Consider the following 15501-nt stretch of genomic DNA (forward strand, 5'->3'; position numbering starts at 1 on the left):
CTTTGGCGATGAAATTGCAGTTAAATTGCGGATGGGATTTTCCTGCTAAAAAAAGGTGATTCCGGTGTGAGCGGAACCACCTTGCAGCTCATGGCGATGAGAAGGCCTAGAATTTCTTTGCGCCTCTTCTGGGCCCGGGACTGATCTTGTCTCCTTTTCTTGTGTGCTCTTCCCGTTCCGGATCGTAATCCGGGTTTTCTGTCATCATCTGGGCACCAACAGATTTTCTCCATTCCCGGAGCTCGGCCAAGAGGGCTGCCGCCTTTTCCGGTTGGGACTTTGCCAGGTTATTCTTCTCCGCAGGATCCGAGCTGAGATCGTAGAGCTCTAGCTCGCCGGTCTCAAAAAATTCGATGAGTTTCAGATCTCCGTGGCGGATGGCACCGTAGGGCTTGGTGCGATGGTAATGCGGATAGTGCCAGAAGACGGAATCGCGCTCTAGCTTGGCAGAGCCATCTTCCAATACCGGCAGAATGCTGATGCCGTCCTTGTGTTCCTCTGGGAGCAAATCCATTCCAGCGGCATCGAGCAAAGTCGGGTAAATATCCATTCCGATGACAGTCGCGTCAGATTTGGAGCTGGACTTGATTTTTGCAGGCCATTTCACAAGAAATGGCTCGCGCACACCACCTTCGTGGGAGAATCCCTTGAAATCGCGGAAACCGCCGCTGGTTTTCGGGTTATCGCCACCATTGTCTCCTGTGAGGATGATGATCGTGTTCTCCGCAATGCCCAGTTCCTCGAGTTTAGAGACGATGCGACCGATACTGTTGTCGAGAATTTCCACCATCCCGGCACGAGCGGGGTCAAGTAGTTCATCTTTGGCGTTATCGAAGCCTTTCGCCTTTTCCTTATATTTTTCCACATAGGCGGGCGGAGCCATGATTGGGCCGTGCAGTGTGTAATAGGAAAAGTAGAGCAGGAATGGATTATCCCGCTTGGTGTTATCGAGGAATTTAATGGCAGCGTCGGTAAGTTTGTCGGTAAGAAAGTCACCAGGTTTGCCATCATCGAGGTTCGGCATATCGAAGGGAGAAAAGTATTTTCCCGGCCCTTTCGGCTGGCCCCATTCACGGCCGCCGATATTGAGATCGAAGCCGTGATCGGTAGGATAGTGTTCTTGTTCATCAGCCTGGCCGTTTGGCATGAGATGCCATTTTCCGAAGAATGCGGTGTCGTAACCGCCTGCTTTCAAGGCTTCAGGTAGGACAACACGCTCATGATCGATTCTCATGTTCCAATCCGGAACGGACAGTTTCGCGAAGGGGTGGTCATGCCCGGTGATCCAGTCTGTAAGATGTGTCCGCGCCGGATAGCAGCCGGTTAAAATCGCCGCGCGACTTGGGGAGCAGACTGTGCAGGCAGCGTAGGCATTTGTGAAAAGCATGCCCTCTGCGGCGAGCTTATCGATATTCGGCGTTTCATAGAATTGCGCACCGTAGCAGCCGAAGTCACCGCGGCCGAGATCATCAACAAGGAGAAACACGATATTTGGTTTCTCGCTAGCGGCGGAGAGTAACTGGGCACCTGCCAGCAAAAGTAATGTTGTAAGACGTTTGATCATAATGATTTAGTTGGGTTTGGCGGTATGCGCCTTTTCATTGGATTGTGAGAAATATATATCGATCATTTAAGGTTCGGTAAATAGCCGTGGTGGAGTTCAGTCAGCGGCAGGAAGTAACTGCGAGCCAGCAAGCAAAATGAACGTAGTCAGTTTTTTTAGCACCATATCAGAGGATTTTCGTCTCGGGAGCCTATGGTTTGTTCCTAATATCGACGTGTGCTGCGTCCATGAGTTTTCTCATGCGCTCAACGAGCTCCGGATTTTTCGCCGCGATATCATCGGTTTCGCCAATATCTTCCTTCAGGTTGTATAGCTCGATAGGTAGGATCTGGCGCGGCTCTTTACGACCTTTGGAGCGTTCCACGACCTTCCAATCACCCATCCGCAAAGCACGTGAGCTATATGGACTGGCATTTCCATGGATAAACTCGAAGTAAAGCGCTTCGTGTTTCTTCTGTGCGTGCGGCCGCCCGGTGAGTGTTGGTAGAAAGGAAATACCGTCGGTCTGATCAGGTGTCGGTTCCCCGGTGATTTCCGCCATGGTTGGCAATACATCCTGAAACGCGCTGAGATGATCCGAAAGGCTTCCGGCCGGAATCCTTGCAGGCCAAGTGATAAGAAACGGAGTGCGTATCCCGCCTTCATATAGATCGCGCTTGATTCCACGGAAATCTCCATTCGAGTTCCAGAATTCCGGATTGTGTCCACCTTCGTGATGGGCTCCGTTGTCGCTTGAGAACATGACGATGGTATTCCCGGCGATCCCTATTTCATCGAGCATATCGAGTATCCCGCCGATCTGGTTATCGAGGTGCTCGATCATCGCTGCAAATCCGGCGATCGGGTTTTGAACATCGGGCGTCGTTTCTCCTTTGCCCGCTCCATAGGTGCCGATTGTTTTATCGAATTCTGGATAAATTTTTCTCCACTTCTCGTGCAGTTCCTTCGGTGCATGCATGGCTGCGTGCGGGATGGCAGTCGGAATATAACAGAAAAACGGCTCGCCGGATGCTACGCTGGATTTGATGAAATCCGTGGCATCATTCATGAGTAAATCATGAATGTAAGTGCCAGGCTCCAAGGGGATTTCCTCGCCATCACGGATGATACTCGTGGGGTAATAGGTGTGTGCTATCGACTGGGTTTTCCACCCGGAAAAGTGGTCGAAGCCGTGAGAGAGAGGATTGGGCGCACCTTCCATATCCGTCTGCCCCAGTCCCCATTTTCCAAAAGCTCCAGTGTTGTAACCTGCATTTTTAAAAAGCCGCGGCAAAGTGGTCATTGTCTGATCCAGCGCGAAGTTATTCTCCACTCCATTTCCCCGGCAGTGAACATGTCCGGGGTGCTGACCTGTCATCAGAACTGCTCTCGATGGAGAGCAGACAGTATTTCCAGAATAGTGATCCGTAAAACGCATGCCCTGTGCGGCAATGCGATCGATATTCGGTGTTTTGAGCTTTTCCTGCCCGTAGCAGCCGAGGTCCCCAATGCCTAAATCATCCGCGAGTATATAGATGACATTTGGCTTAAGAGTGGTTTCGGCTGCGATCGCATTGCCCATGGTGACGGCAAAGGCAATGCAGGTGAGAAAGGACAATCTTCTTGGGAGCATTTGGATTTTTTCAAGGATTCGGAAAAGATCGATATATACGCGATGACGGTGGCGAATCGTTCAGAAAAGCACCGTCGAATTCTTTCTGTTTCCCGAATATCCCTGATTCTACAAAAATATCCAAAGCGCGTCTGGGAAGCCGCTCAATTGTGCTTTTTGGGTTTCGGTTGCTTTTTCTTCTTTTTGTCGGACGGCTTCTTCGCGGCTTCGGGCAGGTTCGGATCATCATGCTCCTTCTCATGTAGGTCGAAGTCCGGGAGGATTTTTTCGAGTTTATCGCGCTCCGAGCGATGTGTCTCAGATACGCTGTTCCAGTCTTTGATCTCATCAAAGGAAATGAGGTCTTCGGGTATGTTGTCCACGTCCCACCATTTTTCGTTCCCGTCCTTAAGCACCTTTTTTCCACGGATGAGCTGGGATGCTCCATTGTATGCGTAGACCCAATCCCGAAGGTCCGGCTTATCTGTGTAGAGGAAAGGAACCATGCTCTCTCCGTTGATTTCGTAACCCTTCGGCAAGCTGTAGCCGCCGAGGTCTGCAATGGTCGGGAGCAGATCGGTCAGGTTCAGAAGCACGTCCTGTTTGCCGTGTTTTGTCATCCCCGGCGCGTAGATAATGAAGGGAACGTGGCAGCCCTTTTGTCTGTCTTTACTGCTTTTACCATAGCCACTGGTGCCATTGTCCGCACAGAAAATGAGGACGGTGTTTTCTGCAATTCCCATTTCCTCCAGCTTGTTCTGATAGAGCCAGACTTGGTAATCGAGGTAGTTGATGTGGTGGTGAATGCCTTGCTCGGTAATGGAGCTGGTATCATAACCATCAGCTGTTTTTGTGATTGTGGGCTCCGTGCGGATATACTTTTTACCATCCCATTTCACCTTCGGAGTTCCCGGCCAGCTCTTGAAATCAGGATTAAACCAATCGTAGTATCCATGACCCAAATGGGAGGTGTGGTAGATGAAAAATGGTTTGCCCGTGGATTTTTTCCGCTCCATGAACTCGAAGATATAATCGAGCTCCACATCCGGAGCGTAGGTGTTCACCCCGAAGTCTTTCCGGGTTTCCGGAGTATTCGGCCACCATGTCATCGCTGATTTCTCGCCCGGGAAATTCATCAGGCTGACGAATGGTTTCCAGAAGTAGCTGGAGCCAGGATAGAGACCACCTTCCTTGCCAGTGGACCTATCGATCATGACTTGCTTTCCGTCGATTTTTTTGGCGATGATCTGGAAGTCGGAATACGGGCTTTCCTTGTTGCCTTCTTCACCGGGGCTGAACACTCCTTCGTCGAATCCGAACTTGGTGAGATCGCTGTTTTTCATCTGGGTCTTCCCGGCCCAGTAGGTGTTATATCCGGCATTTTGCGCAACGTGGCCGATGAGAAGGGGCGAGCTTTCGTAAAGCGGCCAAGTATTGAGCTTCCCGCTTTTTGTCATCGTCATTCCCAGATCGCCATTGTGCCACCATTTGTGGAGATGTGCGTAGCGGCCTGTCATCATCATGGCGCGACTCGGGGAGCATACGGTTGCCGCCCAAGCATTGGTGATCCAGCAGCCCTTCTCGGCAAGCTTATCAAGAACCGGCGTTTCAGCTCGATATTTTGGATCCGAAGTATCGTGTCCCGAGGGATCTGTCCAAACGGACGACCCATAAACGGGCAACTCGCGGGCGCTTATATCATCTGCGTAAATGAGGATGATATTGGGTTTTTCGGGTGGCTTCGCGTGGGCGGTCGCGCAATGGGCCGCAAGGAGAAGTGTGATAATCTTTTTCATGACGAATTTCGAAGGTTTGAGGGAAAAAACGGGCGAATTCATTGAATTCGCCCGTTGAGGATTTCGGGGGTGTTTTTCAGGATTCCCACTGGGAAGTGCGGGGATCAGTCCTCGTTGGTTTCTTTTGTGATCTTGAGCGGGATTTGAACGTTGAAGGAGTGGCGGACATTGTTTTCATCGCGTGTATCAGAGGCGCAGAGAAGAGTGATTGGCACGCCGTCTTCAATGTAGACCTGGGGCCGCTCGAGATGGGCGACTTCCTGTGTCTCTCCGTTTTCCCAGTTGATCTTCAGGCCGGATACCTCGAAGTGTTTCCCTTTGGTCCACTCGTAGCCGTCCTCGGAATCGTAGTGAACGAGTGAGAAAAAGCGGCCGCCGGTGTCCGGGGTTTCGATGCGTTTGACAATGGCGCGGTATTTCCCATCCGCATACCAGATGTAGGGATCCTCCGCGGGGAAACGTTCTCCGGGAACCAAAAAGGTGGGCTCGTCGTGTTTTACGAAAGGTCCTGTCGGGCTATCAGAGGCTGCGATGCAGTGGACGACCGGGCCACCGCTCGGCAGAGGATCCTCCTGGCCAACGCCTTTGTAAACCATGAGAAAACCGCCATCGGGACGTTGGGTGATGGAGGGATTGGAAGTAACGAGCGAATCATCGCCAGTTTTGTCCGGATCCACATCGATCAAAGGTTTGTCAAAACGCTTCCATGGTCCATTCGGGCTGTCCGCCACGGCCACGCCGATGCGTTGGTTGTTGCGGTGGACAAAATTCAGCTTCTCCTTGCCGGGGGTTCCGGTGACAACGCCATCGCCGGTATTGCCCATGTAGTAGAGGTAATATTTCCCGTTGAATTTGTGAATCGTCGGGTTGTGGGTGCACCAGCCATCCCAGAATTCTTTCCCGCGACGAGGGAGTGCCACGTCCTGAAATTTGAACGGACCATAGGGACTGTCTGCAACCGCGTGCGCTATCTCGGAATCGGTAACCCAGGACCAGCCTAAATTTTTCGGCCAGCGTGAGTAGAATAGATGGTATTTTCCATCTTCCCCTTTGGTCAGGGAACCTCCCCAGATGCTCATTTCGTCGCTGACGAATTTTGCGGTCATCGGGGCTTTTCCGAGCTCAATCTTGTAGTCGATCGTTTCCGCATGCAGGGAGGTGCAAGCGAGCGCTAGGGCGAGAATGGATTTTCGGAAATTAGTCATTTTTCTTATTCTTCTTTTGGTTTGGCTTTTTGTTTTTGGCGTTTTTCTGGGCTTTTGTGAGATTTAGTTCTGGCGGGACGATCACTCCCGGAGCGTCATGGGCTTCCTCATAAACATCGAATTTCGGGAGGATTTTTTCCAACATTTCACGTTCCGCCCTGTGGGTTTCGCCCACGCTGTTCCAATCCTTGATCTCGGGGAAACTGATGAGATCCGCCGGCTCCTTGGATACATCGAACCATTTGTCGTAGCCGTCTTTCATGACCTTTGTGCCGCGGATCAGCTGCTGATCGCCACGATATGCGTAGATCCAATCGCGGTGAGTCGGCTTGTCGGTGAAAAGGAAAGGGACGAGGCTCTCACCATTGATTTCGTAGTCGTCCGGGATTTTTACCCCCACGAGGTCTGCGATCGTCGGGAGAAAGTCCGAAAGGTTGGCCAATACGTCCTGTGGGCCGTGTTTCACCATCCCGGGAGCATAAATGATCATCGGGATATGGGTGCCCTTTTGTTTCTCCGGACTTGCTTTTCCGTAGCCGCTGGTGCCGTTGTCCGCACAGAAGATGAATACGGTATTATCCTCGATTCCTAACTCGCGTAGCTTATTGCGGTAGAGCCATACCTGATAGTCCAGATAATTGACATGGTTATGAATGCCGGGTCCCGTGATGCTATCGTGGGTGTCATAGACGCCATTGTCACCAGTGACGTTTGGCTCGGTGCGGGTGTATTTTTCACCGTCCCATTTCACGATAGGTGCGCCGGGCCATTTGGTATTGATTTCCGGGAAAAACCAGTCGAAGGCATCGTGTCCGAGGTGGCTGGTGTGGTAGATGAAAAAGGGTTTGTCTTCCTTCCGCTGGCGCTCCATGTATTCGAAAATGAAGTCCAGCTCGACATCCGGGCCGTAGGTATTGAGACCGAAGTTTTTCTTCGATTCCTCGTCGTCCGGCCACCAGCTGAAGGTTTCTTTCCCCTCGCGGTTCATCAGGCGGACGTGTGGCGCCCAATACCATCCATGTTGTTTGTAGCTATCGATCTGCTTATCGGTATCCGAGTTGAAGAGGAGCTTTTTCCCATCCACTTTTTTCTCATACATTTTGAAATCAGTGAAAGGGTTGTCCGTGTCTTCCAGATTGCCTGGTGTGAAACAACCTTCGTCAAAGCCGTATTTGGTAAGATCGCCGGGCATTTGGGTTTTCCCCGCCCAATAGGTGCCATACCCAGCTTGTTGCGCAATGTGGCCGATCTGTAGCGGACTGCTATCATAGAGCGTCCACTGGGTGAATTTCCCGTTCTTTGTCTTCGTCTTTCCGATGTCTCCGTTGTGCCACCACTTGTGGATATGGGCGTAGCGCCCGGTCATCATCATCGCGCGGCTGGGAGAGCATACCGTCGCGCCCCAGGCGTTTTTGATCAGGCAGCCCTCTTTCGCGAGCTGGTCGAGAGCTGGCGTGACCGCCCGGTATTGGAGGTCGTTGCTGTCCTCGCTATCGGGATTTGACCATGTGGAGGAGCCGTAGGCGGGGATTTCCCGGGCGCTGATATCATCGGCGAAGAGCATAATGATGTTTGGCCTTTCCGCAGCGATGGCTGCGCCAAACGTCAGGCTGGCAAATAGAAGCGCCATGCGGCCGGGGGTTAACGGTGTATTGTTGAATTTCATAGATAGTTTCCAAGAATCAGAACGAGGTAGCGGGAGCATCCGGTTTTTTGCGAAAGCCTGGGAGCCTTCGTGAATTTTCCCGCCGGGTTTATCCCTATTTCGTAGCTCGATACATCCTGCCGTTATTTTTGTGGTTTGATGACAATTATTTTATCGTGGAGCCGGACGCCTCATCCGGGAAAGATCTAGCCAGCGTGCATTCTTTTGATTTAATGGAGGGATGTTTATCGCAAAAGAACGCACCTTTGCCCTGATGGGAGCGACCATCGCCATTATTCTGGTCGTTCTCGCCGTTGCGCAGGATGTCCCCCAATGGCTAAAATGGATCTCAATGGCCCTGGGTCTGATTGTCTTGATGCTGATGGTGGGCGGCTCCGGATCCACGAGGTTGGAATTATTTGAATGTCGGCAAAAGCTCAGACGTGCGCTGAGACAGCGGGACGATCTGGATCGGTATTTCACAGCGCTGATGGATTACGTTCCCTCGAATATTTACTTCAAGGACCGGGAATCGCGCTTCCTTCAGGTAAACCATTCGATGGTGGAGGCTCTTGGGGCGGAATCGGCGAAAGATATGATCGGCAAAACGGATTCCGACTACTTTGGGCCCGAGCACGCCGGTGCGGCGAGGGAGGATGAGATCAGGATTATCGAGCGGGGGGAGGGGATCGAAAAATACATCGAAAAAGAGACTTTCCCCAATGGAGATGAAGGCTGGGTCTTGAGCTCGAAACTGCCTTTCCGCGATAAGGACGGGCGTATTCTTGGAACTTTCGGGATATCCAGCGATGTGACGGAACTGATCCGCACCCAGCAAAGCTTGGAGATGGAGCGCAACACTTTGCGCACGCTTCTGGATAGCATTCCGGACAGTATCTATATCCGGGATGCGGAGGGGCGCTACCTTGTGGTCAATCGTGCGCTGGCCGATATGGTGGGCGTGGAGGATCCGCAGAAAGTAGCCGGTATGACACCGTATGATTTTTTCCCTGAGGAAGAAGCGAGAGGGTTTCTGGAAGAGGATCTACAGCTCATGAAAGAAGGCGTCACGGTGGTCAATCCCATCCGGATGGTGAAAAACCTCCAAGGCGAGGTGCGCCATCTCTCCACGACAAAAGTGCCGGTGAGGGATCGCGCAGGAAACGTATCGGGGATACTTGGAATAAATCGGGATGTGACTGAACAGGAGCGTGCGCGGGAGGCGGTGAAACAGACGGAGCATAGGATGCAGGAGATCGTTGATAACAGCCCTTCGCCGATGTATGCGAAATCGGAAACCGGTCACTATCTGATGGTGAATCGCCGCTACGAGGAACTTTTCAACCTGAAAGCGGAAGAAGTCGTGGGCAAAACCGATATCGAAATACTCGGGAACGAGGATATCGTAAGGCGCTTGCAAAAAAATGACGCTCTAGTCTTCGAGCGGGGTGAACCGGTTCAGTTTGACGAAGTTCTCAAACTTGCCGATGGCGAGCGTGCCTACGTCTCCGTGAAATTTCCAATGCGGGATCTTGATGGTCAGATCTATGCCGTCGGTGGCATTTCCACAGATATCACAGAGCGGAAAAAGGCAGAGCAGGCATTGCAGGAGCTCAATCAGGAGCTGATGCAGACCCATGAAAATCTCACCCGCGCACACGAGCAGCTAATTCAGGCAGAGAAAATGGAATCGGTGGGCAGGCTGGCGGCCGGGGTAGCGCACGAGGTGAAAAATCCTTTGGCCATGATCGGGATGGGCCTGGAGCTGCTGGCAAGGAGGATGCCCGAGGATGATGAGAAAGCGCGCGAAACCATTGAGCGGATGAAACGGGGTATCGACCGCGCAAAGAAAATTGTGCGCGGGCTGGTGGATTACTCATCCGACCGACGTTTGGAAATGCACCCGATCAGCCCGAACTTGCTCGTCACGGATGCCCTGGAGCTCATCGAATACCAGCTTACCAAGAGCGGAATCAGCGTTTCATTTGAGGCGGATGAAACGTTGCCGGATGTGGAGGGTGATCAGACGAAAGTTGAACAAGTCCTAGTAAATCTTTTTATCAACGCGATGCACTCCATGGACGAAGGTGGAGACCTGAAAATCACCACAGAACTCATCAGTATGGACAATGTGATCCATGATGAAGGATCCAGATTGAGGGAAAGAATGCGAAAAGGCGACCGCTTCGTTAAGATCATTGTGGAGGATTCCGGGAAGGGAATTCCCGAAGAGGTTTTGGGAAAACTTTTTGATCCGTTTTTCACTACGAAAGCTACCGGAAAGGGAACCGGACTAGGCCTGACTGTATCGCGCAAAATCGCAGAGCTTCACGGCGGAGATCTGGTTTTGATGAACCGTCCGGATGGCAAGGGAGCGATGGCGGTATTATCGCTGAGAGTCGCGAATTAGCCCTCTTAATTCCTTGATGAATTCACATAAATGACAAAGATGGAGTATATGAATATTTCTACAAAAATCCTGCTGATAGATGATGAGGTGGACTTCACCGAGCTACTTGCCGCGAACCTTGAAGAGTCCGGCTACGTCGTGCGCCAGATCAACGATCCGACAAAGGCGTTGGAAACCGCCCGGACCTTTAAGCCAGACATCTGTATCATTGATCTGGTGATGCCGCGGATGGACGGGGGAGACGTGGTGAGCGCCTTGAAAGGTGATTCCGCACTGGCAGCCATACCGGTCCTGATGCTGACTGCATTGGTCGAGGAGGATCCGACCAACCCGGGCGAACTGCAGATGAAGGGCGGATTACCCTTCGTGAGTAAGACCTCGGACCTGGAGGTCATCATCAATGCTGTGAAAACCCAGCTAGGTCATCGCTGAGTTCAAATTTTTCGTTGGTTCGGCTCCCGCAAAATCGATACACCCGCGATGGTAATGAAACCATACGCGGGTGTATCTTTGCCTCCCTGGAATTTTATAAATTAGTTTTCGAGCACATCAGGCTTTGAGTCCAGCTTCCGGAAGCGGAGGTTGAGGCCGCCACCTGTTCCGGATTTGACTTTGTCGATGCGGCTCCGGATATCTTCCGGCGCCGCCAGCTTATCCTCTTCCGTATTCCATGGCCCTGACCATACGATTTTGTTGTCAGTATCCCGGACGGTGACCTCGGAAACGTCACCATTGGATTTGATTTCGATCGAGCCATTGTTGTCCATCATCCGGACGGTGGAGCTCTGCTGGAAGCTGATCCCTCCTTTCTTGTCCTGTAGAATTGGAGGCACTGCCTCTTCCAGCGAGTGATTCATCTGCTCACGCATCATCCGGAAGGTATTCTGGAGTTGGGGATCACTGAAAGCACTTGCGTTACCGGCTCCAAAGGCCTCCAGATTTTGCTCGATAAGACCGCGGAGACGATCTGCATGGGCTTTGGGAAGTCCTTCAAGCAAGGGCTCCTGATTCAGCTGGGCGACATGATCCGCAGGGCGGTTGCCAATCGTCACTTCGACTTTTGCCGGTTTTCCTTTATGGATGAGATCTATGGAAAGACGATCCCCGGTTTTATGCCCGCGGACGATTGAGCTGAGTGTTTCAGGACTATTGATCTCCGCTCCGTCGATGTTGAGAATGATATCGTTGATGAAAAGTCCTGCTTTCTGAGCCGGACTATTCGGGCAGATCGTGCGGATGATTACGCCGGCATCGCTTTCCAAGTTCAAATGATCCGCCACCATGCTTGGCAGAGTGGCTGTGGCGAGACCGATAAACGGGACCTGCTCGTTGGGACGGACTGCCTTCGCCTCGAATTTCTCGCGAAGAATGGCTGGTGGTTGCGTGCTTTCCGGTGCTGGCTCGATAGCTTGCACCACATTGAAAGGGCAGATGCTTAATCCGCCAATGATACCGCTTGCGGAAATGATGGTGAATTTAATTTTCATATGATTCATTTTATACTTATAGCGTATTGTTATTGCCCTTTTGTCTAAAATGTATTAGTCGATTTTTTCCGGAATAATTACATATTCCACACGAGGCTGCTCGACTTGGACCTGCTCTCCATTTTCGTTCGTCATGGTGACTTGATCTGTGTAGGTGAATCTCAAAACACGGTGCGGCTGATTGTTGTTCTGCCAGATGACTCCCTCGTCTTGCGTGTTGCTGAGATTTCTATTGAAGCTTGCCGGAGAAAAATTCGAGACCGGGCTTGCTTGCGGAGCCTGCACCATAAGATCCGGAGCTACCGGGGCGATCGTTTCCTGCCGGACGATTTGCCCTGCATGATCTTCACGGCCTGGCGTCATGAGAGCAGCGATGGAGCCCAGTATTGCAACTGCTGCAGCTGCGGCAATATTGAACCGTAGAAGGTTCGATCGCTTGGCTGGGTCGTGCCGGGTTTTGTGGGGATTGGATTTGTGGAATAGAACAATTTTATCGTCCACTGCGAAGGGCGTGTCGCTGATGGTGCTGCTGAGCTTTTCCTGCAGCGAAGATGGAATAGCGCGCGGTTTGACGGCCCGTAATTGTTTTTCCATCTCCAGTTCCTCGGCTGTCAGCTCGGTGAGCGTGCCTTCCGCACAAGCGGTCAGTCTGGAAAGGAAATCCTCGTCAAGACAGCAAGGAACGAGCTTGCCAAGTTCTTGTTCGGTGGATGTTGGAATTTTTGACATATATATAAACGTTGGCTAACTCTAGTGAAGTATTAGTGGGAGGTTCTTCAATATTAGGTGAATTGATGATAATAAAGGATCTGGTCAAATGGATAGGTCGCCGCGGATACGGGCAGTGCCGAGCTCGCGCTTCAGTGCGTCCAGTCCGTAGCGATACCGCGAGGCCGCTGTGTTTTGGGAAATGCCTAAAGCTTCCCCGATCTGTGCAAATGTCTGTTCTCCCCAAATTTTCATGACGATCACCTCAGAGAATTTTTCAGGCAGTGATTTGATAGCGTCCTCGAGTTGGTTTTTTGTTTCTTCGTCGCCGCCGTCGGAATCAAACCAAGGGTGGAAGGCTTCCAACTGCTCCGCTTCGATCTCTGCCGAGACATTGTCTTCGCGTTTCTTACGTCTGTCGTCTTTTCGCGACAGGTCGATGGCAAGCCTGCGGATTGTTGTATAAAGATAGGGTTGCCAGGCTTCCTGGCCGCCCACGAATTCACCCGCCCGAATTTTTTCGACAAGTTTGACAATCGCATCCTGGAGGACGTCTTGGGCATCTTCATGGGATCTGGTTTGGTTTCTTGCAAAAAGGAATAGTTTGGGTGCGTGCTCTTCCAGCCACGCGCGCCAGGCGGTCGTGGCCGGGGAGCTCTGGGTCTGAGCTTCGATTGCGGACATGTTCTTAGGAGGTATTAGAGTAGCGTTACCTTCGCTCACATTTGTCTTCATTTCCACCAGCAGGATTTTGAAGATTGAATGCTTAATATTTCTGAAGTAAATAGCGCTATGGACATTTTCAGAATCTTTCTCATTTGCGCATTCGTGGCAGTGCTTGGAGGTTGTCGTAAGAAATCGGAATCAGTCGCAAAGGAAGTCCGTGAGGCAGGATATGCGATGACTGCGGAGGGCTGGTTTGAAGCGGTGCTGAATAATGACGTGTCGGTGCTTAAAAAGATGGTGGGAGGGGGCTTCGATGAGAAAATCAAAGATGAACAGGGACGCAACGGACTGCACATTGCAGCGGAATCCGGGAGCAGGGAAGCGGCTGAATATCTCTTGAACCGTGGCTTTTCAGTGGATGAAGTGGATGAAGCCGGCCAGACACCTCTGATGTTGGCCGTGCTGGCAGATAAAACGGAGATGGTGAAATGGCTCTTGAGACAGGGAGCCGATCCTAAACTGAAGGACAAAAATGGTTTTATGGCGCTGATGCTGGCAGTGACGAATGGCAGAAAGGCGGAAGTCGAAGAGCTGGCGACCTATCATCGGGAGGATTTGGATTCGGCACTTTTGTTGGCAGCCCTGGTAGGGAAAGCGGAAGTGATTGACGCGCTCACGAATTATGGCGCGTCCGTCTATGCACGGATGGAAGACGGCCGCACTCCACTGATGCTTGCCGCGCAGAATGGGCACCGTGATGCCGTGGCATTGCTGATCGATATCGGAGCCAGCCGTTTTGCGACCACTGACAATGGAGACAGCGCTCTGAGCCTTGCCGTTGCCGCGGGGCATGGGGATATCGCGAAAATGATAGAGACAGGGTTCGTTGGCGATAAGTTGGCGCTGGAGTCCGATGAGGAAGTCGCGGAAGCCATGGACGAGTATCTGGATGAGATGCAGCCGGAAGCCGGGATCGATGGAGTTGATGAGGATGGCCTGCTGGCCTTGGATGCAGATACTTTGGAGGGAAATGATCAGAAAGACGATCCTGCCAACGGCGGATCACAAGGATCTGATGGAAGTGCCGAAGCAGGAGGGCTTGCCGCTCTCGATGGCTCGCCGGTGGTGGATCATGAAAATTCCAGAAGAGATTTTTCCGGGAACCCAGTCACCGAGGCTCCCGGTAGACAACGAGAAGCGGGCGGTCAGGCGGGCTCTGAGGCAGCAGGAAGTAGATCCCGATCCGCTGTGGGGCGTCCCGTGGTATCATTGGAGGGTGCAAGAATCAGCCAAGGTGTTACGAAGCCACGGTCAGCGGCTGTAGAGCCTGCAATGGGAAATGCTGAGCGCTCGCCAGAGGAGGTGGGAGCAAGGGAAAATTCTAGGCAACGTGGCATCGCCCGGGAAGAAGAGCAGGGCGAATTGCCTTTGGTGATGCGTCATTACAGGCAGCGCGAGCTTCCTGTGGAGGTTCGTGAAGTTTCCGGAGGAGTTGCCTCCCTGCATCTGATCGGTCCGCAGCCGAGAACGGTGAATGTGAAGGCTGGTGAGAAAATCCCGGACTCAAATCTGGTGGTGATCCGTGTTTTCAGCCGCACCGAGCAAGGGAAGCTGAATAATAACGAGCCTTTGGAAGTTGGAATCGTAGAAGTGGAGGATAGTCTTAGCGGGCAGCGCCGTGAATGGATCGCCGGGCGTCCGGCCGCAGGTCACGATCCGGTCGCGATGGTGGAAGATGCGGCTACCGGGCAGCGATACCTTGCCAGGCCAGGGCAGCGTTTTTATTCGGAAGACGGACGCGAGTTTCTTGTGAACGATGTCCGCCCGAGTCAGTTGGTCATCGAAGAAGTGGCCAGTGGCGAGGTCCGCACGCTCCCTCTGCGTGGGCCCAAAGGATAGCAAGAACCAGTTTTCCATTATGATGAATGATTTTGACCCTTCGAATGATGGCGGCCTGGTCGCCGAAAATGGCACGCCGGTGAGGCAGTTTTCCGTGATGCTTCCAAATAGAGCCGGTGCGTTGGCGTCACTGGTGAAGCTCCTGAGAAGCTCTTCGATCGAGGTGATCGGTCTCAGTATGCAGGACGCGCGGGATGCAACAGTGGCACGTCTTGTGGTCTCGGATACAGATAGCGCGGAAGCAATTTTCTGCGAGAAGGGGATTCCATACACCATCTGTCAGCTGGTGATTGTAGGGTTGAAAGAGGCTGGTCCGGGGCTTCTACAGTGTCTCGATATTCTGATGACCGCGGAAACAAACGTCGATTTTGCCTATGCATTGTTGCCGTGTCCCGAAGAGATGGCATTGCTTGCGATGCATGTGGAGGATTACGATTTTGCGACGAGTGTCCTAAACCGCAGCGGTTTCAGGTTGATGTACGAAGAGGATCTCATTCGATAGGGGCCGCCATTGAAATTTCGCATGCGAT

General features: G+C 52.2%; 12 protein-coding genes. 4 read left to right on the forward strand and 8 right to left on the reverse strand.

Annotated features, from left to right (window positions below):
• Nucleotides 1–106: 106 nt before the first annotated feature.
• The 5 genes from ACFSSA_RS08110 to ACFSSA_RS08130 all read right to left on the reverse strand — a co-directional run bounded on the left by ACFSSA_RS08110 (nt 107) and on the right by ACFSSA_RS08130 (nt 7822).
• Nucleotides 107–1564, reverse strand: a complete 1458-nt coding sequence (locus ACFSSA_RS08110; protein WP_386819932.1) for a sulfatase — start codon at nt 1562–1564, stop codon at nt 107–109.
• Nucleotides 1565–1754: 190 nt separating this feature from the next.
• The gene (locus tag ACFSSA_RS08115) at nt 1755–3176 is read right to left on the reverse strand and encodes an arylsulfatase (RefSeq protein ID WP_386819933.1); all 1422 of its coding nucleotides are present in this window, start codon (nt 3174–3176) and stop codon (nt 1755–1757) included.
• 143 nt (nt 3177–3319) lie between these two features.
• On the reverse strand, nt 3320–4951 hold the full coding sequence (locus tag ACFSSA_RS08120) for a sulfatase-like hydrolase/transferase (RefSeq protein WP_386819934.1): 1632 nt from the start codon (nt 4949–4951) through the stop codon (nt 3320–3322).
• Nucleotides 4952–5055: 104 nt separating this feature from the next.
• Nucleotides 5056–6156: a glycoside hydrolase family protein gene (locus ACFSSA_RS08125; protein WP_386819935.1), complete on the reverse strand. Its 1101-nt coding sequence runs from the start codon at nt 6154–6156 to the stop codon at nt 5056–5058.
• Entirely contained in the window at nt 6149–7822 is a 1674-nt protein-coding gene (locus tag ACFSSA_RS08130; protein WP_386819936.1) for a sulfatase-like hydrolase/transferase, read from the reverse strand. Before ACFSSA_RS08130 ends, ACFSSA_RS08125 begins: the two co-directional genes overlap by 8 nt.
• A 220-nt stretch (nt 7823–8042) precedes the next feature.
• Between ACFSSA_RS08130 and ACFSSA_RS08135 the strand changes: the two genes are divergently transcribed.
• A complete protein-coding gene (locus ACFSSA_RS08135; RefSeq protein ID WP_386819937.1) occupies nt 8043–10211 on the forward strand; it encodes a PAS domain-containing protein in 2169 nt (722 codons plus the stop codon).
• A 48-nt stretch (nt 10212–10259) separates the two neighbouring features.
• On the forward strand, nt 10260–10643 hold the full coding sequence (locus tag ACFSSA_RS08140; RefSeq protein ID WP_386819938.1) for a response regulator: 384 nt from the start codon (nt 10260–10262) through the stop codon (nt 10641–10643).
• A gap of 101 nt (nt 10644–10744) precedes the next feature.
• Here the strand turns inward: ACFSSA_RS08140 and ACFSSA_RS08145 are convergent, their stop codons facing one another.
• The 3 genes from ACFSSA_RS08145 to ACFSSA_RS08155 all read right to left on the reverse strand — a co-directional run bounded on the left by ACFSSA_RS08145 (nt 10745) and on the right by ACFSSA_RS08155 (nt 13090).
• A complete protein-coding gene (locus ACFSSA_RS08145) occupies nt 10745–11698 on the reverse strand; it encodes a S1C family serine protease (protein WP_386819939.1) in 954 nt (317 codons plus the stop codon).
• 54 nt (nt 11699–11752) lie between these two features.
• Nucleotides 11753–12427: a hypothetical protein gene (locus ACFSSA_RS08150; protein ID WP_386819940.1), complete on the reverse strand. Its 675-nt coding sequence runs from the start codon at nt 12425–12427 to the stop codon at nt 11753–11755.
• A gap of 84 nt (nt 12428–12511) precedes the next feature.
• On the reverse strand, nt 12512–13090 hold the full coding sequence (locus tag ACFSSA_RS08155) for an RNA polymerase sigma factor (protein WP_386819941.1): 579 nt from the start codon (nt 13088–13090) through the stop codon (nt 12512–12514).
• 108 nt (nt 13091–13198) lie between these two features.
• Here ACFSSA_RS08155 and ACFSSA_RS08160 point away from each other — a divergent pair, with 108 nt between their 5' ends.
• The gene (locus ACFSSA_RS08160) at nt 13199–14971 is read left to right on the forward strand and encodes an ankyrin repeat domain-containing protein (protein WP_386819942.1); all 1773 of its coding nucleotides are present in this window, start codon (nt 13199–13201) and stop codon (nt 14969–14971) included.
• 19 nt (nt 14972–14990) lie between these two features.
• On the forward strand, nt 14991–15473 hold the full coding sequence (locus ACFSSA_RS08165) for a hypothetical protein (RefSeq protein WP_386819943.1): 483 nt from the start codon (nt 14991–14993) through the stop codon (nt 15471–15473).
• The last annotated feature ends 28 nt before the right edge of the window (nt 15474–15501 follow it).

This window comes from Luteolibacter algae (assembly GCF_042683045.1).
GTDB classification, from domain to species: domain Bacteria; phylum Verrucomicrobiota; class Verrucomicrobiia; order Verrucomicrobiales; family Akkermansiaceae; genus Luteolibacter; species Luteolibacter algae.